This is a genomic window from Microbacterium halimionae (assembly GCF_011761265.1).
Classification (GTDB): Bacteria; Actinomycetota; Actinomycetes; order Actinomycetales; family Microbacteriaceae; genus Microbacterium; species Microbacterium halimionae.
This window is the reverse complement of record NZ_JAAOZB010000001.1, coordinates 1,357,332-1,378,214: the sequence shown is the minus strand read 5'-3', so window position 1 is coordinate 1,378,214 and position 20,883 is coordinate 1,357,332. Positions and strand designations below refer to the sequence as shown.

Here is a 20,883-nt window from a genome sequence, read left to right as displayed (position 1 = left end):
GTCCGGGCCGTCAGTCTTCTTCGGAGGGTCCGTTATCCACGACGTGCATTGCACGCATCGCGTCTTGAATGCTGCTCGTCAGTGATGGGAAGACGGCGAAGACGCGAGAAACCTGATCGACGGTGAGTCGACGTTCGACAGCGATCGCGAGTGGGTAGATCAGCTCCGAAGCGCGTGGGCCGACAATGACGCCACCGATGACGGTGCCGCTTCCTTGACGAGCGATGATCTTGACGAAGCCGTCTTTGATCCCCATCATCTTGGCGCGAGCATTCGCCGCGAGTGGAAGCTTGTGCACAATGCCGTTGATGCTGCCGTCTGAGATGTCCTTCTCTTGCCAGCCCACGGTCGCAATCTCCGGCGCGGTGAAAATATTGGCCGCAATTCGCCTGCGCTCCAGCGGAATCACAACATCGCCAAGAGCGTGGAATACTCCAGTCCGTCCCTGCATAGAAGCAACGGATGCCAGGGGCACAAACGTCGTGCAGTCTCCCGCCGCGTAAATATTCGGCACCGACGTGCGAGCGACACGGTTGACGCGAATGTGACCTGACTCGGTCAGCTGCACGCCCGCCTGCTCGAGACCAATGCCCGCGGTGTTGGGGATGGAACCGACAGCCATCAAACAGTGGCTACCTTCAACGGTCCGACCGTCGCTCAGAGTCGCAACAACGCCATCGCCGTCGCGAACGACCGAATCAGCGCGGCATTTGGACAGCACTGTCATCCCACCTCGAGTGAATACCCGCTCGAGTACAGCTGCTGCATCCGCATCTTCTCCTGGCAGAACTTGATCTCGGCTCGAAATCAATGTGACTTTCGCGCCGAGATTCATGTACGCCGAAGCAAACTCAGCTCCTGTGACGCCTGAGCCCACGACGATGAGGTGCGAAGGCACCGTCTTCATGTTGTAGAGCTGCGTCCACGTGAGAATCCGTTCCCCATCCGGCTTGGCGCTCGGAAGTTCGCGGGGAGAAGCGCCGACCGACACGACAATCGTGTCTGCCTCGACCCGTTCAAAATCGGTGCCGCCAGCATCCGTAGAGACAACAACGGTGTTCGTGCCTTCGAGTCGGCCCTGGCCCGAGATGATACGAACGCCAGCATCGGCGAGAGACGCGCGCATGTCATCGGATTGTTGACGTGCGAGTGAGAGAAGCCTGCGATTCACGGCCGCAAGATTGATCGCGATCTCGGGGCGAAGAGGCTTTCCGTCGCCACCTCGTGCGAACAACTGCACGCCCAGCTCGCTGGCTTGCGAAATTGCGACAGCAGCGTCGGACGTTGCAATGAGCGTTTTCGAAGGCACAACGTCGGTGATGACAGCAGATCCACCCACGCCCAAGCGTTCGACGAGGGTGACCTCGGTTCCGAGTTGGGCCGCGGCAAGAGCTGCTTCGTACCCCCCGGGTCCGCCACCGATGATGGCAACGCGCTGACTGCTTTCGAAGCTCAGAGACATGACTTCCATTCTGCCCCGCAAGACGTGGTGCCTCTGACATAGCAATCTGAATGCAACCTGCGTTGCAGTAAATCCGCTCGGATTTCATAGAGTGGGGGGTATGGCATCACCCACTCACAACCCTCTCGATGACACTGCAGCCGATCCGTTCGAGATCGCGCAGCAGGCAGCGGACGACATCGCCCGCATCTCTGGAGTCGAATCGCACGACATCGCACTGACGCTCGGTAGCGGCTGGGGCAAAGCCGCCGAGCTCATCGGTGACACCATCGCAACGATCCCGGCGACCGAGATCACTGGTTTCAGTAAGCCTGCACTCGAGGGGCACGTCGGCACACTACGTAGTGTGCGCACTCCCAGCGGAAAGCACGTACTCGTCATCGGTGCTCGCACCCACTTCTACGAGGGCCACGGCGCGCGCCGCGTCGTGCACAGCGTTCGGACGGCCGCCGCCGCCGGCGCTCGCACAATGGTGCTGACAAATGGTGCTGGTGGCATCCGTGAAACATGGACGCCAGGCCAGCCTGTTTTGATCAGCGACCACATCAACCTCACTGGCGCGAGCCCACTCGAGGGCGCAACGTTCATCGATCTGACCGACCTCTATTCGTCGCGCCTTCGCGATGTCGCCCGGTCGGTCGAGCCCAACCTCGACGAGGGTGTGTACTGCCAGTTCCGTGGCCCCCAGTACGAAACACCAGCCGAAGTGCAAATGGCGAAGTCATTCGGCGGTCACATTGTTGGAATGTCGACAGCGCTTGAAGCGATCGCAGCGCGGCAGTCAGGTATGGAGGTGCTCGGCTTCTCTCTGATCACCAACTTGGCCGCCGGAATCCAGAAGACGCCGCTGAGCCACGCCGAGGTCATCGCGGCGGGCCAGGCAGCTGAAGCTGTCATTTCTGACCTGCTCGCTCGCGTGATCGGAGAACTGTGAACAACGCGGACACCTCGGCGACGGCGCCGAGTAACCTCAGCGCAGCGCAGGCTTGGCTGGCACAAGATCCTGATCCGGAGACCCGACACGAACTCGAAGACCTGATCGCTCGCGCCGATGAGCCAGCAGCGCAGGCGGCGCTGGCGGATCGATTCGGAACGAGGCTTGCCTTCGGAACCGCGGGGCTTCGTGGCGAGCTCGGCGCGGGAACAAACCGAATGAATCGGGTACTCGTCGCCCAGGCGGCAGCGGGACTCGCCGCCTACCTTGCAGACAAAGGCAATCTCGGCGAAGCGCCCTCGGTCGTCATTGGCTATGACGGGCGACGCAACTCTGCGCGGTTCGCCCTGGATTCGGCCGAAATCTTTGCGGGCGCCGGTCTTCGCGCCATCCTGCTGCCCCGGATGCTCCCGACACCTGTGTTGGCTTTTGCGGTGCGCTATTTCCACGCCTCTGCCGGCGTGATGGTGACAGCAAGCCACAACCCGCCTAACGACAATGGCTACAAGGTGTACCTGGGTGGCGATGATCATGGTTCCCAGATCGTGCCGCCAGCGGATGGTGAGATCGCCGCCCACATCGATCGAATCTCGGCCGAAGGCGACATCACTCGCCTTCCTCGCCACCTTGGCTATGAGCGCGCTGGTGATGACGTGGTTGATGCATACGTCGCCGCGACCGCCGCGGTATCTCCGGCACCAGAATCAGCCGCAGAAATGCGTTGGGTGTACACCGCAATGCACGGCGTCGGATGGGAAACAACAGCGCGCGTCGTGGCCGCCGCGGGTTATCCCGCACCCACCGTCGTGTCAGAGCAGATCGATCCCGATCCTGCTTTTCCGACAGTGTCATTCCCGAACCCGGAAGAACCCGGCGCCATGGATCTCGCCCTCGCGACGGCGCAGAAATCCGACGCAGAATTCGTGCTCGCGAACGACCCGGATGCTGATCGTCTCGCTGTTGCAATTCCCGACAGCCGCGTCGACGGTGGGTGGCGCCGACTGAGTGGAAATGAAGTGGGCCTGCTTCTCGGTTGGCGCGCTGCACGCCTCGCGGCCACTGCACGCGATAACACGAGTCCGACGTCGTCCGCAGATGTGTCGCTGTCATGCTCGCTCGTCTCGTCGCCAGGCCTCGAAGTTATCGCCGACCATTACGGTCTCGATTTCTTCGCGACGCTCACCGGGTTCAAGTGGATATCTCGCGCTCCCGGGATGGTCTACGGCTTCGAAGAGGCTCTCGGCTACCTCGTGAATCCCGAAACAGTCCGCGATAAAGACGGCATCTCCGCAGCGGTCGCGCTCCTCGGCCTTGCGGCCGAAGCACGCGGCCGGGGCACGACGCTCTCGGGACTCCTCACCGAGTTCGAGCAGACCTTCGGATACTTTGCGAGCGACCAGATTTCGGTGCGTGTCGACGAACTCTCGACCATCGACACGATCATGACTGTGCTGCGCGAGAATCAGCCGGATCGCTTCGGAACCGTCAAGGTCAAGCGCGTCGATGATCTGCTCACGGGAGTCGACGGACTTCCTTCCGGAAATGTGCTGCGCTTCTGGTTGAAGGGCGGGTCAAGGCTCATCGTTCGCCCAAGCGGTACCGAGCCAAAGCTCAAGCTGTATCTCGATGTGCGCGGTTCCTCGGCGAGTGATGCCGCTGAACGACTCGCGGCGCTCAGCGACGGCGCGCGCGAGGTTCTGAGCGCAGTGAGCTGAGGCATCCGTCTACGATCGTAGGATGCTGCTCGCTACCCCCATTGCTCTCGCCAACGACTACGTGCGCCTCGAACCGCTCGCGCCGGCGCACGCTGACGACCTTCGGGACGCGACAGTCGGACTTGAACGCGCGTGGTACACATCTGTTCCGACGAATGACGGCGTCAGCACCGAGATCGAGCGTCGCGTCGCGCTGGCTGAACGCGGTGAGATGAACCCGTGGGCGATTCGTGACGTGCGATCGGGGCGAGCTGTCGGGATGACGACGTTCTGCAACATAGATCAGGCGAATCGGCATGTTGAGATCGGATATACCTGGATTGGCATAAGCGCCCAGCGCACGCCGGTGAACACCGCGGCAAAACACCTGTTGCTTTCGCACGCGTTCGAGGACTGCGACGCGATCGCGGTGGAGTTTCGAACCCACTGGCACAATCGTCAGTCACGCGCCGCAATAGAGCGGCTGGGTGCACGTCGCGATGGAGTGCTCCGCAACCACAAGGTCGGCCCCGACGGTCTCCTACGAGACACCGTCGTCTACTCGATACTCCCGCACGAGTGGCCTGGGGTGCGGCGCGGGCTCGAGGCGCGTCTCAGCTCGTAATGCGCACTCTCGTGGCTGGCTAACCGTCGATCACTGCTACGAGTTCGTCGAGGAACGCAGCAAAGTCGGTCCCACGTCGCACGATCCGCTGCACACTGTCGCGCTCGCTGAACACCTCGACGAACTGCTCGAAGACCGTCTGGAACGCCTCGCGGTCGTTTTCAGAGAACGCCACAAGCGCGATGACCTGCACGCGCCCATCGCCCCAGACCATCGAGGGCTCAGCGATTCCGATCGCAATGGCCGTGCGGGATGCCGTCATGCCCATCGCGTGAGGAACGGCGAGCGCGTCAGTGAATGCTGTCGATGACAGTCGTTCACGCTCGATCGTTCGCTCGACATAGTTCTCATCGATCACTCCGCGCGCGACGAGCCTGTCACCGAGTTGCCGGATCACGCCGTCTTCGCCCGCGTGCGAATCGACGCCCCGCACAAACGCCCCCGCGTCGAAGTACCGCTCTAGTTCAGTGCGAAGCCGGGCGAGTCTGCGTCCGCGTCGCACCCGACCGGCGGCGTTCTGCACACGTTCAACATCAGCGTCAGTAAGAAATGGTTGAATTCGCACGACACGGTCGTTGGGAGCCGGTGGGTCAATCGTCGTCAAAACAAGATCTGTCGTGATTGATTCCCAATCCGGATCGATGCGAGTTTCAACTCCCACCACCTCAACGGCCTGGCCAAGAGAACGATCAACGCTCGAGCGCAGCAGCTCATGAAGCTCGTAGTAGCCCGGGCAGACGATGGTTGCTGTGAGCAAGTGGTCGGCGCGACGACTGCGTTCTAGGCGGCCACCCACGTGCATTGCAATGTATGCGATCTCGTCGTCGAGGATCGGTATGCCGAGCCGTTCGTGCAGCCCGCTCGCGATGAAAACGGCGACTTCGAACATCATCGGATAGGTCGACTTCAATGAGCGCGTCAGAGGGTTTCTTGACCAGGCTTGCTCTTGAGCTCGCAGCCGCAGGTTCTGCACGTGGAGGGCTAGCCGCACGATGAAATCTTCGTGGGCGATATCGACCAGAAACTCCGCCGCGGCTTCGATCACGACAGCACGAACGGATGTCTCAACATCCGCGTCAAGCGGAGCTCGCGCTTCTTCGCTCGTGGATGCTGCCCCTGGCGCCACGACTCGGGTCGACACGAGCGTCGCTAGATGACGACGGTCACCCGCTCCCAGCCGAATTCCTAGGTGACGTTCTGCGAGAGTGCCGAGGATCTCGGCGATCTGATCGGTTGCAGGCCGCACGTATCCGCTCACGCCCTCGAGGGGGTGTCCGTGAGACACCCGATCCGCAGCGATTGCGATGTGCATGAGCACGTCGGAAATTCCGATCTCATTGACGAAATACCCCTCGGCGCCCAGAGCCTGCACGAGGTCTACTTTGAACTGGCCAAAAGCGCCCGCTCCCGCAGAACCCACTCCGAGAGCACGCCGAAGCGCCTCGAGGTCGAATGAGCCAGCGTCCATCTCATCGTGCGCGAGGCTCGACAGCAGTCGACGCTGGGCTGCTTCGGTACCGACAAGGCGGGCACGCTCAGCAGACCGCTCGAGAACAAGAGCTGTACCTCCGAGAAGGCCGCGCACCCGTGCGAGGTCAGCTTCGAGCGTTGCCGGGCTCACATGAAGGCGATCGGCCGTCTCGAAAACGTCAATACCTTCCGAGTTATCGAGGAGCGCACGAACGAGTATGTGCAGCCGATCTCTTGGAGTTGCGGCATCCGATTCTCCAGGCCGCCATGCGGCTGATGCGCCAGGGCCGGCGCGGTAGCCGAGCGGTCCAGATTCGACGACGGCTCCACTGTCTACGCGCGCATTCAACGCTGTGACGTACGACCGCACGCTTCGCGGCGTAACGCCGAGCATGTCGGCGAGAACGGATGCTGTGGCCCACGCCCCGTTTCGCAGGAGAAGTGCGAGCAAGCGGTCTTGCCGTGCTCTTGTCACCATCGCCTCCGGGTCGCACCAGCACGAACGCCAGCACTCCATTCCATCACGCCTCGGACATCGGCGCTCGGTGTGGCTTTTACGGCGATCTGCAAAAGGTTTCCGCAGGGTGGGAAAAACCTCTGGTTGTGCACTCCCAGCGTTCTCACAACAATGAAAAGACGAGGAGGCAGGTCAATGAGGATCTTAGTGGTGTGTGGCGCGGGCGCGTCGAGCACTTTTGTCGCCCAGCGGCTTCGCCATGCTGCTCGTGCAAGAGACCTCTCCTACAGTTCCTCCGCAGGAACTCTCCGTTCACTTGAAATAGACCTTGATGCAACCGACGTACTTCTCCTGGGGCCCCACCTCAAAGCGGAACGCGACAACATCGCGGCAAGCGCTGCGTCCAAAGGCGTGACAGTGGCGGTGCTTCCCGACGACATCTTCGGCGACCTCGATGGATCGCGAACCCTCGCGCTGGTCCACAGCGCCATCGGCGTGGCCCAGGGCGAAACTGCGCCCACTCACGCGTCTGCAAAGAAGGAGCCCGAATGACTCAGGTCACGCGCACTGTACGCATCGGATCGACCCACGGTTTGCATGCTCGCCCCGCGAAAATGTTCGCGCAACGGGCGAAGGATGCCGGCATCCCGATCACCATCTCGAAAGACGCTGGGGCACCGGTCAACGCGGCCAGCATTCTCGGAGTGATCGCGCTCGGCCTCAACTACGGCGATTACGTAACTCTCAACGCGTCAGGCCCGACCGCTGAATCAGTGATCGATGCCCTCACGGAGTTGTTGTCGACGGACCACGACGAGGCCTAAAGACACGCATGAGCACGGCACAGAGCATCACAAAGGAGAACACAATGGCGGAACTACGCGGGGTCGGAATCGGATTGGGCATTGCTCAAGGACCGGTGGCTCGAATGGCAGACCCGCTGCCCGCGCCCGCCGACGCTCCGAGTGAGATCACCGCGGAAGAAGAAACCGCCCGTGCACGCGAGGCCGTCGCCGCGGTTGCTCGCGAGCTCGAAACGCGCGGTTCTGAAGCCGGCGGTGCAGCGAAAGAGGTACTCGAAGCGCAGGCCATGATGGCCGAGGACCCGTCGCTAGAAACCGAGATCGATTCGCGTGTTGCCAACGGAAAGACCGCGGAGTGGGCGGTCTTCGACGCGTTTGCAACGTTCCGCGACGCACTGACGGCGATGGGCGGCTACCTCGGAGAGCGCGCGGCCGACCTCGATGACGTCGCGCAGCGTGTGATCGCGCGTCTGCAAGGCGTTGCAGCTCCTGGTGTGCCCGAACCTGGACACCCGTTTATCCTCGTTGCTAAAGACCTGGCCCCGGCCGATACCGCCCTCCTCGACCTGTCGCAGGTGCTCGCGCTCGTGACGACCGAAGGTGGCCCGACCTCACACACAGCGATCCTGGCGCGTGAAAAATCGATCGTCGCGATCGTCGGAGCCGCAGGAGCGAAAGATCTCGTCGAAGGCGAAACCGTCATCGTCGACGCCGCAGCCGGAGTAGTCACGACCGACCCGTCCGACGATGAGCGCGAGCGTGCATCGCGCCGCGCCGCAGACCGCGAAGAGGCAGCATCGGCCCCCATCACCCCGGGCGCGCTCGCAGACGGCACCGCTGTGCCGCTGCTCGCAAACCTCGGCAGCCCCGATGGCGCAGCTGATGCGGTAAAGCTCGGCGCCGAAGGCGTGGGACTTTTCCGCACCGAGTTCCTCTTTCTCAGTGCAAGCCAGGCTCCGACCGTCGAGCAGCAGCGTGAGGCGTATACCAAGCTCCTCGCGGCTTTCCCCGGCAAGAAGGTTGTTGTTCGCACGCTCGATGCCGGTGCCGACAAGCCCCTCCCCTTCCTTAACGACGCGCACGAAGAGAACCCCGCCCTCGGGCTCCGTGGGCTCCGCGCATTGCGCGCGAGCGAAGACATTCTTCGTGAGCAGCTGACAGCTCTGGCCGAAGCGGATGCCGCAACCTCAGCAGATCTGTGGGTTATGGCACCGATGGTTTCGACAGTCGAAGAGACGGAGTACTTCGTAGCCCTGGCCAAGGAGTATGCCATCAAGACTGCTGGCGTGATGGTCGAGGTTCCTTCCTCAGCGCTGCTTGCCGACCACATCCTGGCACGCGCTGACTTTGCGTCGATCGGCACGAACGATCTGACGCAGTACACGCTCGCTGCCGACCGTCTCCTCGGTTCCGTGTCGAGCTTCCAGGATCCATGGCACCCCGCTGTGCTGCGCCTCGTGCGCGAAGTGGGTGCCGCCGGGCGCTCCACCGGCAAGCCAGTCGGTATCTGCGGCGAGGCTGCGGCCGACCCGCTGCTGGCAGTCGTCCTTGTTGGCCTCGGCGCCACGAGCCTTTCTATGGCACCCACAGCTCTCGCGGATGTGCGCGCCACGCTCCTCAAATACACCTTCGACGATGCACAGCGTGTCGCCGAGGCCGCCCTCACCGCAACGGATGCGGCGTCGGCTCGTGCGAACGCGCAAGCGATCGTTTCCCACTAAAACAGCACCAACCACACAGAAAGAGACAGTGCAATGACATCGACGTCAACCGCAGCGCCCGCATCAGGCGGCAAGCGGGCGCAAGTTGCAGTACAACGATTCGGTACATTCCTATCGGGCATGATCATGCCCAATATTGCCGCTTTCATCGCGTGGGGCTTCATCACGATGCTCTTCATCGGTGTCGGCTGGCTCGGCCAGTGGTACCCCGTGGCTGACCTCTTGGGAGGCTTCGGCAACGCCGATCAGGTTGGTTGGCAGGGCGCGTTGACGACACTCGCGCAAGCCGAAGACGGCACCACGTTCCAGCAGTACGTAGGCCTTGTTTCCCCCATGGTCACCTACCTGCTTCCCTTGCTGATTGCCAACACCGCAGGTCGCATGATCTACGGCGAGCGAGGCGGCGTTGTCGCATCGATCGCCGTCATGGGCGTCATCGTCGGAACGAACATTCCGATGTTCCTCGGCGCCATGATCATGGGTCCGATCGCGGCATGGCTCACAAAGCAGATGGACAAGATCTGGGACGGCAAGCTCAAGCCCGGCTTCGAGATGCTCGTCAACAACTTCTCGGCGGGCATCCTGGGTATGCTCCTCGCGATCGTCGGGTTCTTCGTCTTCGGCCCGGTGATGATCGGCATCAGCGCTGGACTCGGCGCAGCAGTCGGCTGGCTCGTTGATCTGAACCTGCTTCCCCTCGTGTCGATCATCGTCGAACCCGCGAAGGTCCTCTTCCTCAACAACGCGATCAACCACGGGGTCTTCACACCGCTCGGTATCGAGCAAGCTGCGGAGACTGGCAAGTCGATCCTCTTCCTTATCGAAGCGAACCCCGGTCCGGGTCTCGGTCTGCTGCTCGCCTTCACCTTCTTCGGTATCGGCGCAGCGAAGGCTTCGGCTCCCGGTGCGATCATCATCCAGTTCTTCGGTGGCATCCACGAGATCTACTTCCCGTACGCACTCAGCAAGCCGATGACGATCCTCGCCCTCATCGCAGGTGGCGCGACCGGTGTCGCGACCAACATGCTCCTTGGTGGCGGCCTCGCGTTCCCCGCAGCTCCCGGCAGCATCATCGCGGTCACAGCCGCAGCAGCAGGGCCCGCTGCCGGCGGAATTGGCAACCTTCTGGTGGTTTACCTGTCGGTCGCACTTGCGGCGATCGTCACCTTCCTCATCGCGGGAATCATCTTGCGCTCGACACGCAAGCGCGACCTTGAGGCTGGCCTTACCGGCGACCTGAGTGCAGCAATCGCTCAGACCGAAGCCAACAAGGGCAAGGAATCTGCAGCCCTCGCTGGTCTTCGTGCCAGCTCGGCCGCTGATGGTTCCGTTGAGCGGAACGCCGAAGCCGCATACGACGAAGCCGAGTCCGCACGGTCGACCGACGGCGGCCTCACCGGTGGCGTTCTCGAAACAACTCGCATCAACAACATCGTGTTCGCTTGTGACGCGGGTATGGGTTCGTCAGCGATGGGTGCCAGCGTTCTGCGGAACAAGATCAAGAAGGCCGGGATCGAAGGCGTGACGGTGACCAACAAGGCCATCGCGAACCTCGACGAATCGGCCGACCTGGTCATCACGCAGAACCAACTCACTGACCGGGCACGCCAGAAGACGCCGAACGCGACACACGTGTCGGTAGACAACTTCATGAACTCGCCGCGATACGAAGAGGTCGTAGACCTCGTTCGCGACCAGCACCAGGATGAGGCGTAAGCACAAGTATTAATGCGGGGTCACGGCTTGGTGAGCGTGACCCCGCACCTTGGGCTGGAGCATCCGTAACTAGAAAGGCTGAATCATGGCACGTGACGTGCTCGCAATTGGACAGGTTCGCATTCACTCCGGAGGCGCAACGCGCGAAGAAGCGATGAAGGAGGCCGCGGACATCCTTGAATCCGTCGGCGCCGTCACCGGTGCATACTTCGATGCGATGCAGCAGCGTGAGCAAACCGTATCGACGTACATGGGAAACGAACTTGCGATTCCCCACGGCACAAACGAAACGAAAGAGGCGATTCTCGAGTCAGCACTTTCGGTCGTGCGCTACGACGGCGGTGTCGACTGGGGCGGCGAGGCCGTGACGTTCGTTATCGGAATCGCGGGCAAGGGCGACGAGCATCTCGAGATTCTCTCGCAGATCGCGCTCCTCTTCTCCGACGATGACGAGGTCGCCGGCCTCAAGGCAGCGTCAAACCCCGAGGAGCTTTACGCCCTCGTCTCTGCTGCGGGCGTGTGAGCGCTATGAAGGCGGTTCATTTCGGCGCTGGCAACATCGGGCGAGGCTTCGTTGGTCTGCTTCTGCATGAGGGTGGGTATGAGCTTGTCTTTTCTGACGTCGCGGCGCCCCTCGTTGATGCAATCAACGCTGTCGATGAATACACGGTGCACGAAGTAGGAGCTGGCGGCACCGACAAAAAGGTCACGGGTTTTCGCGCCATCAACAGCGCCGAGCACCCCGACAAGGTCGCGGCCGAAATCGCCACGGCTGACGTGGTGACAACCGCGGTTGGCCCGACGATTCTTCGATTCGTCGCACCATTGCTGCTGCGGGGCCTGCGTGAGCGCGAAAAAACGCTGCCACCTGTGCAAGTGATGGCGTGCGAGAACGCGATCAACGCCACCGACGTGCTCGAGTCTCTCGTATGGGATGCTGCGGGCACAGATGCGGCAGGTCTGACTGATCGCGTGGTGTTTGCCAACACAGCGGTCGATCGAATCGTTCCGGGGCAGCCCGAGGGTGGCGGCGTGGACGTTACCGTCGAGCCGTTCTTCGAGTGGGCGATCGAACGCCCGGCGTTCGGAGATAACCCACCGAGTATCCCCGGCGCGCACTTCGTCGATGACCTCGCTCCCTACATCGAGCGAAAACTCTTCACCGTCAACACCGGGCACGCGACGACCGCGTACTTCGGAGCGCAGGCCGGAATTGAGAAGATCTCCGACGCGCTCACTGACCCCGCGATCGGCGCCCGCGTCGAAGCCGTGCTCGAAGAGACCTCCGCTCTGCTTGTCGCCAAGCACGAGCTCGACCCCGACGACCTCGCTGGATACCGGGCGCGAATCGTCGACAGGTTCCGAAACCCGGCTCTCCCCGACACTGTGTGGCGGGTAGGGCGGCAGCCGCTGCGAAAGCTCTCACGACACGAGCGCTTCGTCGGCCCGGCCTCGCAGGCAATCGAACGGGGCCTTCCGGTTGATGCGCTCGTGGCAGCGATCGCTGCGGCGCTGTCATTCGATGACGATCAGGATGACCAGTCGGTCGAGATGCAGCAGCTGCTCGCCGACAACGATGCCGACGCGTTCACAGCGTCCGTGACAAGCCTTGACCCCGGGCATCCGTTGTTCGCCCGCGTGCGCGCGGTCGTCGCAGCCCACCAGGCTGCCAACGCCTGACCCCGCCCTGGCGTCGCCGCCCGCCTCCGGCGGTGGCGTCCTGGCCTCCGGCCCTGGCCCATTTTCCGTCACCGATGTCTCACTTATTCACCCCCCAAGGGTCCACGACCTGAATAAGTGAGACATCGGCGTGGCTGCGGGAGCTGCGGGGCCAGCACTGGGCGGCCGCCTGGTGCTAGGCGGGCAGGGTTCGGGGCGGGCAGGGTTCGGGGAGGGCAGGGGTTCAACCCGGCCAACCGGCACGGCGGAGCGCCGCGCGCACCTTCGCAACGGCGGGTGCAGCGCCGTCGCGCATATGGTGGTTCAGGATCCGGACAAGATCCCAACCCTCGCGTCGCACGTCGTCCCAGCGGTCAGCGTCGCGAGCGAACTGTGCCGGATCGTCTGCATGCTGTCGCCCGTCATACTCAACGGCCACGCGATACTGCGGGTAAGCGCCGTCCAGCCGGGCAAGAAATCGTCCCGTCTCGTCGAAGATCTCGAGATTGAGCACGGGTTCGGGCAGCCGAGACCGCATTATTGCGAGCCGAAGCCGTGTCTCTTGCGGCGACTCAGAGCCCTCGCGAACATCAGCGCAAACCGTGTCGAGCTTATGTCCTCGTATTCGCCGAGCTTCGTGCTGCAACTCTTCGATCGTGGCCAATCGCCGCCGGGGTGAGACCAGAAAGTCCGCTGCCGCGACGACATCGTCAGGTCTCCACACTCGTGACGCCTGCACCCACGCACGCACCGGGTCCTCAACCGGGATGCCGTGCACCACTCGTGTCAGCGGCATCCGAGTTTGAAGCCGATGCCTAATCACACCCGGAGTTCGTGGCGGATACGCCGGGCGATGAACAGCGACATGCACCGCGGGTACCCACCCACGTGGCGTCGGTGCACCGTACAGAGCCAGTGCCGTCTCGGAGCTGAAGAACTGGCCCTCGCGCAGGCGCGGAGCTAGCTGGCTGCAGAGTCGCAGCATTGCCTCGGATGCTGTGGAAACGGCATCCGTTTGATCGCTCGGCAAGGCGCGCACGCCATGGAATGGACGCGCAAACCGTGGGCCGAAGAGCACGCCCCGCCCAATTCCGGCGTGAAGTGCTTCGCGATATGAGAACGGCCTGGAGGTATCCACCCCACAACCAAAATAAACTGGCGCCGTGCGCGCAGCATCCGTTCAGAATTTGTGAGCATCTCCCCTGCCTCCGCCGCTGTGCAGTGCGTTCCGACCTCGCCGATGTCTCACTTATTCAGCTTTTTAGCGCCGAAAAGCTGAATAAGTGAGACATCGGCGGGGGAAACGGGGCGGGGGAAACGGGACCGCGGGGGAACAGGGGGTTAGCGCTCGAAGCCCTCGGCGATGAGCTCGATGAGCTCTTCGCGTTCCTCCACGGGCAAAAATGCGGCGGCAGCGGCGTTGAGCTGAAAAGCCTGAAGATCGTCGAGGTCGTAATCGAAAGTCTCAGCCAGCAAAACGAGTTCGCGAGTGAGTGACGTCCGGCTCATGGTGCGGTTGTCGACGTTCACCGTCACCGAGAAACCGAGCTGGTACAGCAGGTCGAAGGGGTGATCCTCAAGCTGCGTGCCCCACGCCGAGATTGCACCGGTCTGGAGGTTCGACGACGGCGAAAGCTCGAGCGGAATCTCGCGGTCGCGCACCCACCGCGCGACGTCTCCGAACTGCACCGTGACCTCTTCACCGGCACGCGAGACGACATCGAGATCCTCGGCGATCCGCACACCGTGCCCAAGACGCACGGCACGACCATCGATCAGGGCCGACCGAATCGAACTAAGACCGGCGCCTTCACCCGCGTGGACAGTAACGGGGAAAAAGTTTTCTGCAAGGTAGTCGAACGCTTCACGGTGAAGTGACGGCAAAAACCCATCTTCGGCTCCCGCGATGTCGAATCCAACGACGCCTGACTCGCGGAAACCCACAGCAAGCTGTGCGATTTCAAGCGAACGATCGGTGTGACGCATGGCGGTCAGAATCTGACCAACACGGATGTCGTGGCCAGCATCCTCCGCGGCATCCTCGCCTTCTTCGATGCCTTCTTGCACGGCCTCGACCACTTCTTCGAGACTCATCCCGCCTGCGAGGTGCTGCTCCGGCGCCCAACGCACCTCACCGTAGATAACACCGTCCTCGGCCAGATCTTCGACGAATTCGCGCGCAACTCGTGTCAGAGCCTCAGGGGTCTGCATGACAGCGACCGTCAGATCGAAGGTCTTCAAATATTCGGGGAGCGAACCTGAATCGCATGCATCAGCGAACCAATCCGAAAGCGCGTCGCCGTTGACTTCTGGAAGCTCCACTCCGGCTTCTTCCGCAAGCTCCACGATCGTATCGGGACGCACAGCACCGTCGAGGTGGTCGTGCAACGAAACCTTGGGAAGACCGCGTACTGAGAGTCCTTGGACTCGGGCATCACCGTACTGATCGATGGGCATGAAAACCTCCGGGGATGATGACGCGAAACAAACTACGCCGTGATGCGTTCAAGAACGAGTGGAGTGTTCGCGGGAGCTGACCCTCCAATATCCCACGCTCCGTGCACTGCGGCCAATGCGCGCTCGAAACGTGCTCCATCATCGGCGCTCAAAGTGAACAATGGGGAACCTTCCAGAACAGCATCGCCCGGTTTCACATGCAGATCGATACCCGCCGCGTGCACGACGGGATCTTCTGCGCGAGCTCGCCCCGCGCCGAGCCGCCAGGCAGCGATACCGAACGGGAGCGCGTCCAGACGCGTCACGACACCGGACCGGCCCGCAAAGACCGTGTGCGTCTCGTTTGGCGTCGGGAGCGCGGCATCCGGGTCGCCGCCCTGGGCCGCAATCATCGCGCGCCACGAGTCCATGGCGCGGCCATCGGCCAGAGCAGCCTCGACATCAGCATCAGGCTGCCCAGCGAGTGCCAACATTTCTTTTGCGAGCGCAATCGTCAGCTCAACAATGTCTGCGGGACCTCCACCAGCGAGCACCTCTGCCGACTCGCGTACTTCGTTCGCGTTGCCAATTGCGAGCCCGAGAGGGGTGTTCATGTCGGTGAGGAGAGCGGTCGTCGCAACACCCGAGTCGGTGCCGAGCGCGACCATTGTTCGCGCGAGCTCGCGTGCTTTTTCGACATCGCGCATGAATGCGCCAGACCCGAACTTCACATCGAGAACGAGTGCCGACGTGCCCTCGGCGATCTTCTTCGACATGATGCTGGAGGCGATCAGCGGAATCGCCTCAACCGTGCCGGTCACATCTCGAAGTGCATACAGGCGCTTGTCTGCGGGCGCTAAGCCTGAGCCGGCGGCACAGACGACCGCACCCACATTGCGAAGCTGCGCAGTGAGCTCTTCGTTGGACAGCGAAGCACGCCATCCGGGAATCGACTCGAGCTTGTCGAGGGTACCGCCCGTGTGGCCGAGGCCTCGGCCGGAAAGCTGAGGCACCGCAACTCCGAAGGATGCCACCAACGGTGCAAGAGGCAGGGTGATTTTGTCGCCCACTCCCCCGGTTGAGTGCTTGTCGACGGTGGTTTTGCCGAGGCCTGCGAAGCTCATGCGCTCGCCCGAGGCGATCATGGCATCGGTCATCACCCGAATCTCATCGCGGCTCATGCCGTTCAACAGCACGGCCATTGCGAAAGATGACATCTGGGCATCAGAGACGTAGCCGCGGGTGAAGGCATCGATCATCCATCGGAGCTCATCTTCGGCAACCACGCCCCCGTCGCGCTTAGCGCGAATGACATCAACTGCGTCGAAGGCTTCGACTGCGCTCACCGCGAGTACTCTTCGAGGTCGCGGGGGCCGAAGGCATCCGGGAGTACCTCGTCGATCGTGCGGATGCCGGACACAGTTTCAAGCAGCATTCCGGGTAGTGCGAATTCGTTGAGGAGCTGACGGCATCGGCCACACGGCATGATGGTCTGCTCATCGCCGTTGACGCAGACAAACGCCACCAACTGTCCGCCGCCACTCATGTGCAGATCACCGACGAGAGCGCACTCGGCACAGAGCCCCACCCCGTACGACGCGTTCTCGACGTTGCAGCCAGACACGATACGTCCGTCGCTCACGAGAGCGGCCGCGCCTACCTTGTAGCGCGAGTACGGCGCGTAGGCGCGTCGCATGGCTTCGGATGCCGCAACTCGCAGCTCGTCCCAGTCGATATCTGTCACGCGATCACCTTTCACATTGGTGGGCGTTAGCCCTTGATATACGGTGTGCCTGCAGCCGCAGGACCGCGTACTTTTCCAACGAGACCCGCCACCGCGAAGATGGTGATCACGTAAGGCAGCATGAGCATGAACTCGCTGGGTACCGGGGAGCCGATGATGCCCAGTGTGTTCTGCAGGTTCGACGCGAAACCAAACAGAAGAGCCGCAAGGGTTGCCTTGATCGGGTCCCATTGCCCAAAGATCACGGCGGCGAGGGCGATGAATCCGGCGCCAGCTGTCATCTCTTTGTTGAACGCGCCAACCGACCCGAGCGTGAAGAACGCACCGCCGACACCGGCGATCGCACCGGCGAGCGAGACGTTCCAGAAGCGCGTGCGTGCGACGTTGATGCCCACAGTGTCGGCCGCTTGAGGGTGTTCACCGACGGCTCGAAGGCGCAGGCCCCACTTGGTGTGGAAAAGCCCTATGTAGACGGCGATGACGGCCACGTACATCAGGTAGACGATAATCGTCTGCTGGAACAGCATCGGCCCGATGAGCGGGATATCCCCGAGAATCGGAATCTCGATGCGCTCGAAGCGCGGCGGCGAGTTCAAAGTCGCGGAGTTGGGCGCCAGGACCTGCGAGAAAAGAAAGCTCGTGAGCCCGATGACGAGCACGTTGAGAACCACACCGACGATGACCTGTTCAACGAAGTACTTGATCGTGAAGGCGGCGAGAACAAAAGAGACGAGCACGCCCGCGACTCCGGCAGCAATCAGCCCGAGGTATGGGCTTCCGGTCGCAGTCGCAACAACCGCCGAGGTGAAAGCGCCCGCGAGCAGTTGGCCTTCGATCGCGATGTTCACGACGCCGACGCGTTCGCTCAGAACACCGCAGAGTGCACCGTATATGAGCGGCACTGAGAGGCTGAGCGCACCAGCGAGAAGACCCGGGAGCGGGATGACGTGGATTGTCGCGCCGGCTGCCGCCCACGCGAGAAAACCCGTGAGAAAGAAGGCGGCGAAAATGATGGTGAGCCACAGCGGCACACGACGTTTCGCTCGTACGAGTGCGGTAGCTGCCGCAGTCACGAGAGCGAGCACAATCACAACGACGATCCCGGTTGTCAGGCCGTTCAGCGTAAATGAGGGCAACTGCACGAGGTCAGCGGTGTCGGAGATTCGGAAAATGGCCTCGCCGTCAGTTCCCGCAAGGATGAATAATACGAACGCGAGAACCGTGATGGCGGCGAATGCGATCGGCGCCTTCCAGCTCACAACGATCGTGGTCGCGAGACGATTCACCGGCGAAGAACTCTCGCGGTCTGCTGTGATGGTCGTCATTTCACCGACGCCCCTTTCGTGAGAGCACGGCGTCGTTTCTTCGGCGGCGCACCCGGTGTGGGAAGGCGGAAGATCGCACGGACGAGAGGCGGCGCCGCAATGAACAGCACGATGAGCGACTGCACGACGAGCACAATGTCAATCGGTACACCCTCCGCAGCTTGCATGCCGAAACCGCCGGCTTTGAAAGCGCCGAAGAGGATACCGGCCACCAAAACACCGATGGGCGTTGAACGCCCGAGGAGCGCCACGGTGATGGCGTCGAACCCGATACCGGCGTCGATTCCGCTGGAGAAACCTGTCGTGACGGTGCCCAGCACCTGGCTTACACCGGCAAGACCAACCAGGGCACCGGAAATGAGCATGCCGTAGACATACATTGCCTTGACGTTGATGCCAGCGACTCGAGCAGCGTTCGGGTTCTCACCAACTGCTCGGAATTGGAATCCGAGCGCGGAACGGTTCAAGATCCACCACACCACCGCGACGCTCAAGAGCGCGAGGATGAAGCCGAAGTGCAGGTTGTAGGAGGAGCCGAGAAGTTCAGGAAAAACCGCGGTCTCTGCCATCGCCGGCGTCTTGGGGTTACTCGAACCGGGTGCCTGCAAGAGGCCCGGAGTGCGAAGCATCCAGCTGATCAAGTAAAACGCGATGTAGTTCAGCATGATCGTGACGATCACCTCGTGCGCACCGGTACGCGCTTTGAGCAGGCCTGCAATCCCTGCCCAGGCTGCACCCGCAACGAGACCCGCGAGCAGCGCCACGATCATGTGGATGCCCCAGGGAAGGTCGACGGCGAACGCGACCCAGCCGGCAGCGGCCGATGCAACCAGCATCTGGCCACGACCACCGATATTGAACATTCCGACGCGGAACGCGAGGGCGACACCCAGACCAGCTGCGATCAGTGGAGTTGCAAACGTCAAAGTCTCAGTCAGCGGACGAATACCCGCGGCGAAGTCGTCTGCGTAGACGTTGTAGATCGATCCACGGAAGAACGCGCCATACGCTCCGGCAACTGAGGTCCAGATTGCGGCGAGCGTGTCGAGTGGTCGTGCAAAGAAGTAACCAGCAGCTTCTTGTACGTTCTCGTCGGTGGCGGCAATCATGACGGCGCCCACGATGAGTGCGAGGATCACCGCGAGGAATGAGATCGCTACGTTTCCGGTGGTGATCTCGCGAAGCGCTCGATTCCACCGGCTTTCTTCCGGTACCTCTGGCCGTGAACCAGTCGATTCCGACGGCCCCACGGCGTTGGCGGGTGACTCGATCGCGACGTCCGCGTCGTTATTGTTCTGGTCACTCATGCCGCGACCCCTTCGGTGTTCGGCGTTTCGCCAGCCATCATGAGACCCAGCACACTGCGTGGAGTATCACCCGGGACGATTCCCACGACCTTGCCGCGATACATCACCATGATGCGGTCAGCGAGCGCAAGAACTTCGTCGAGCTCGGTCGAAACGACGACAACTGGCACTCCCGCGTCGCGCTCAGCGACGATCTGCTTGTGAATGAACTCGATGGAACCGACGTCTACGCCGCGGGTTGGTTGTGCTGCGACAAGTAGCCGTAGCTCGCGGCTGAGCTCGCGCGCCAGCACAACCTTCTGCTGGTTACCGCCGGACAAACGTCCAACAGCAGTTTCGGCCGAGGGCGTACGCACATCGAATTCTGCGATCTTCTCTCGGGCAAAGTCCGCGAGATAAGAAAGCTGGAGCGTTCCGGACTTTACGAATGGGGCACCGTCGGCACGATCAAGCATCAGGTTCTCGGCGATACTGAACTCGCCAACGAGTCCATCTTCTTTTCGGTCTTCTGGCACGAAGCCGACGCCAGCATCGAGAATCTTTCGCACACTTTGGCCGCGAAAGTCGACACCGTCGAGCATGATGCTGCCCTCGACGCGGCTTTGGAGGCCGACGAGAGCCTCGGTGAGTTCGGTCTGGCCATTTCCCTGCACGCCAGCGACGGCAAGGATCTCGCCCCGACGCACTTCGAAGCTCACATCGTTGACGACGAGTTGCCCCGCCGCGTCAATGACGGTGAGCCCACGGACGGAGAGGGCAGCTTCGCCCGGATCGGCCGGTTTCTTCTGCACTGTGAGTTCGACCGAGCGGCCCACCATCAGTGAGGCAAGCTCAGCGTTCGTGGCCGTCGGCGCCGCCTCGCCGACTACTTTGCCAAGACGGATGACGGTGATGCGGTCGGCCACTTCACGGACTTCACGCAGCTTGTGCGTGATGAAGACGATTGACGTACCCGACTCTTTGAGCTGGCGCATGATCGCCATGAGCTCATCGGTTTCGCGTGGAGTGAGCACAGCCGTCGGCTCATCGAACACGAGAACCTTCGCGTCGCGCGCAAGAGCCTTGATGATCTCAACGCGCTGCTGCACTCCCACAGGAAGGTCATCCACGAGAGCGTCGGGATCAACGTCAAAACCGAATCGATCAGAAATCTCGCGCACCTTGGCGCGCGCGGCGGCGAGGTCTAGCCGACCGCCGAACCGAGTTTCTTCATGACCGAGCATCACGTTCTCAGCCACAGTAAAGACCGGAATCAGCATGAAATGCTGGTGGACCATTCCAATGCCGGAGCGCATTGCGTCTCCCGGCCCAGCAAAATGCTGCACCTCATCATCGAGGGCGATTTCACCACCATCGGCCTGATAAAGCCCATAGAGCACGTTCATCAGGGTGGATTTACCCGCCCCGTTTTCACCGAGCAGACAGTGGATCTCACCTGCCTCGACAGTGAGGTCAATGTGGTCGTTGGCAACCAAAGATCCGAATGTCTTGGTAATGCCGCGGAGTTCGAGCTTCATGTTTCCCGATTCT

18 protein-coding genes are annotated in these 20,883 nt (G+C 62.0%); 9 read left to right on the top strand and 9 right to left on the bottom strand.

The window, feature by feature from the left end:
* Positions 1-10 precede the first annotated feature (10 nt).
* A complete protein-coding gene (locus FHS06_RS06330) occupies positions 11-1,462 on the bottom strand; it encodes an NAD(P)H-quinone dehydrogenase (RefSeq protein WP_375138707.1) in 1,452 nt (483 codons plus the stop codon).
* Positions 1,463-1,562: 100 nt separating this feature from the next.
* Here FHS06_RS06330 and FHS06_RS06325 point away from each other — a divergent pair, with 100 nt between their 5' ends.
* From FHS06_RS06325 to FHS06_RS06315, 3 genes are read left to right on the top strand one after another with little or no spacing between them, the layout of a single operon-like run.
* Entirely contained in the window at positions 1,563-2,396 is an 834-nt protein-coding gene (locus FHS06_RS06325) for a purine-nucleoside phosphorylase (protein WP_167046892.1), read from the top strand.
* The gene (locus FHS06_RS06320; RefSeq protein WP_167046889.1) at positions 2,393-4,111 is read left to right on the top strand and encodes a phospho-sugar mutase; all 1,719 of its coding nucleotides are present in this window, start codon (positions 2,393-2,395) and stop codon (positions 4,109-4,111) included. The genes FHS06_RS06325 and FHS06_RS06320 overlap by 4 nt, the downstream gene beginning before the upstream one ends.
* A 22-nt stretch (positions 4,112-4,133) precedes the next feature.
* Positions 4,134-4,715 (top strand): GNAT family N-acetyltransferase, encoded by a 582-nt coding sequence (locus FHS06_RS06315; protein WP_167046886.1) that lies wholly within the window; start codon positions 4,134-4,136, stop codon positions 4,713-4,715.
* Between the two features lie 19 nt (positions 4,716-4,734).
* Here the strand turns inward: FHS06_RS06315 and FHS06_RS06310 are convergent, their stop codons facing one another.
* The gene (locus tag FHS06_RS06310) at positions 4,735-6,663 is read right to left on the bottom strand and encodes a BglG family transcription antiterminator (protein ID WP_167046884.1); all 1,929 of its coding nucleotides are present in this window, start codon (positions 6,661-6,663) and stop codon (positions 4,735-4,737) included.
* A 174-nt stretch (positions 6,664-6,837) separates the two neighbouring features.
* On the opposite strand from FHS06_RS06310, the gene FHS06_RS06305 reads away from it, so the two are divergent.
* The 6 genes from FHS06_RS06305 to FHS06_RS06280 all read left to right on the top strand — a co-directional run bounded on the left by FHS06_RS06305 (position 6,838) and on the right by FHS06_RS06280 (position 12,562).
* Positions 6,838-7,194 carry a PTS sugar transporter subunit IIB gene (locus FHS06_RS06305; protein ID WP_167046881.1) on the top strand — a complete coding sequence of 119 codons (357 nt, stop codon included), beginning with the start codon at positions 6,838-6,840 and terminating at the stop codon, positions 7,192-7,194.
* A complete protein-coding gene (locus FHS06_RS06300; RefSeq protein WP_167046878.1) occupies positions 7,191-7,466 on the top strand; it encodes an HPr family phosphocarrier protein in 276 nt (91 codons plus the stop codon). Before FHS06_RS06305 ends, FHS06_RS06300 begins: the two co-directional genes overlap by 4 nt.
* A 44-nt stretch (positions 7,467-7,510) precedes the next feature.
* Positions 7,511-9,166 carry a phosphoenolpyruvate--protein phosphotransferase gene (gene ptsP, locus FHS06_RS06295; RefSeq protein ID WP_167046875.1) on the top strand — a complete coding sequence of 552 codons (1,656 nt, stop codon included), beginning with the start codon at positions 7,511-7,513 and terminating at the stop codon, positions 9,164-9,166.
* Between the two features lie 33 nt (positions 9,167-9,199).
* Positions 9,200-10,882 (top strand): PTS mannitol transporter subunit IIBC, encoded by a 1,683-nt coding sequence (locus FHS06_RS06290; protein WP_167046872.1) that lies wholly within the window; start codon positions 9,200-9,202, stop codon positions 10,880-10,882.
* Positions 10,883-10,967: 85 nt separating this feature from the next.
* Positions 10,968-11,405, top strand: a complete 438-nt coding sequence (locus FHS06_RS06285) for a PTS mannitol transporter subunit IIA (protein ID WP_167046869.1) — start codon at positions 10,968-10,970, stop codon at positions 11,403-11,405.
* A 5-nt stretch (positions 11,406-11,410) separates the two neighbouring features.
* Positions 11,411-12,562 carry a mannitol-1-phosphate 5-dehydrogenase gene (locus tag FHS06_RS06280; RefSeq protein WP_167046866.1) on the top strand — a complete coding sequence of 384 codons (1,152 nt, stop codon included), beginning with the start codon at positions 11,411-11,413 and terminating at the stop codon, positions 12,560-12,562.
* A 223-nt stretch (positions 12,563-12,785) separates the two neighbouring features.
* Here FHS06_RS06280 and FHS06_RS06275 read toward each other — a convergent pair whose 3' ends face one another.
* The 7 genes from FHS06_RS06275 to FHS06_RS06245 all read right to left on the bottom strand — a co-directional run bounded on the left by FHS06_RS06275 (position 12,786) and on the right by FHS06_RS06245 (position 20,870).
* Positions 12,786-13,679: an endonuclease domain-containing protein gene (locus tag FHS06_RS06275; RefSeq protein WP_167046863.1), complete on the bottom strand. Its 894-nt coding sequence runs from the start codon at positions 13,677-13,679 to the stop codon at positions 12,786-12,788.
* Between the two features lie 203 nt (positions 13,680-13,882).
* A complete protein-coding gene (locus tag FHS06_RS06270; protein WP_167046861.1) occupies positions 13,883-14,998 on the bottom strand; it encodes an adenosine deaminase in 1,116 nt (371 codons plus the stop codon).
* Positions 14,999-15,030: 32 nt separating this feature from the next.
* Positions 15,031-16,323, bottom strand: coding sequence for a thymidine phosphorylase (locus FHS06_RS06265; RefSeq protein ID WP_167046858.1), 1,293 nt, complete (start codon positions 16,321-16,323; stop codon positions 15,031-15,033).
* Positions 16,320-16,721, bottom strand: coding sequence for a cytidine deaminase (locus FHS06_RS06260; RefSeq protein WP_165139221.1), 402 nt, complete (start codon positions 16,719-16,721; stop codon positions 16,320-16,322). The genes FHS06_RS06265 and FHS06_RS06260 overlap by 4 nt, the downstream gene beginning before the upstream one ends.
* 26 nt (positions 16,722-16,747) lie before the next feature.
* Positions 16,748-18,046, bottom strand: a complete 1,299-nt coding sequence (locus FHS06_RS06255; RefSeq protein ID WP_167046855.1) for an ABC transporter permease — start codon at positions 18,044-18,046, stop codon at positions 16,748-16,750.
* Positions 18,043-19,353, bottom strand: a complete 1,311-nt coding sequence (locus FHS06_RS06250) for an ABC transporter permease (protein WP_167046853.1) — start codon at positions 19,351-19,353, stop codon at positions 18,043-18,045. The genes FHS06_RS06255 and FHS06_RS06250 overlap by 4 nt, the downstream gene beginning before the upstream one ends.
* Positions 19,350-20,870, bottom strand: coding sequence for an ABC transporter ATP-binding protein (locus FHS06_RS06245; protein WP_167046850.1), 1,521 nt, complete (start codon positions 20,868-20,870; stop codon positions 19,350-19,352). Before FHS06_RS06245 ends, FHS06_RS06250 begins: the two co-directional genes overlap by 4 nt.
* Positions 20,871-20,883 lie beyond the last annotated feature (13 nt).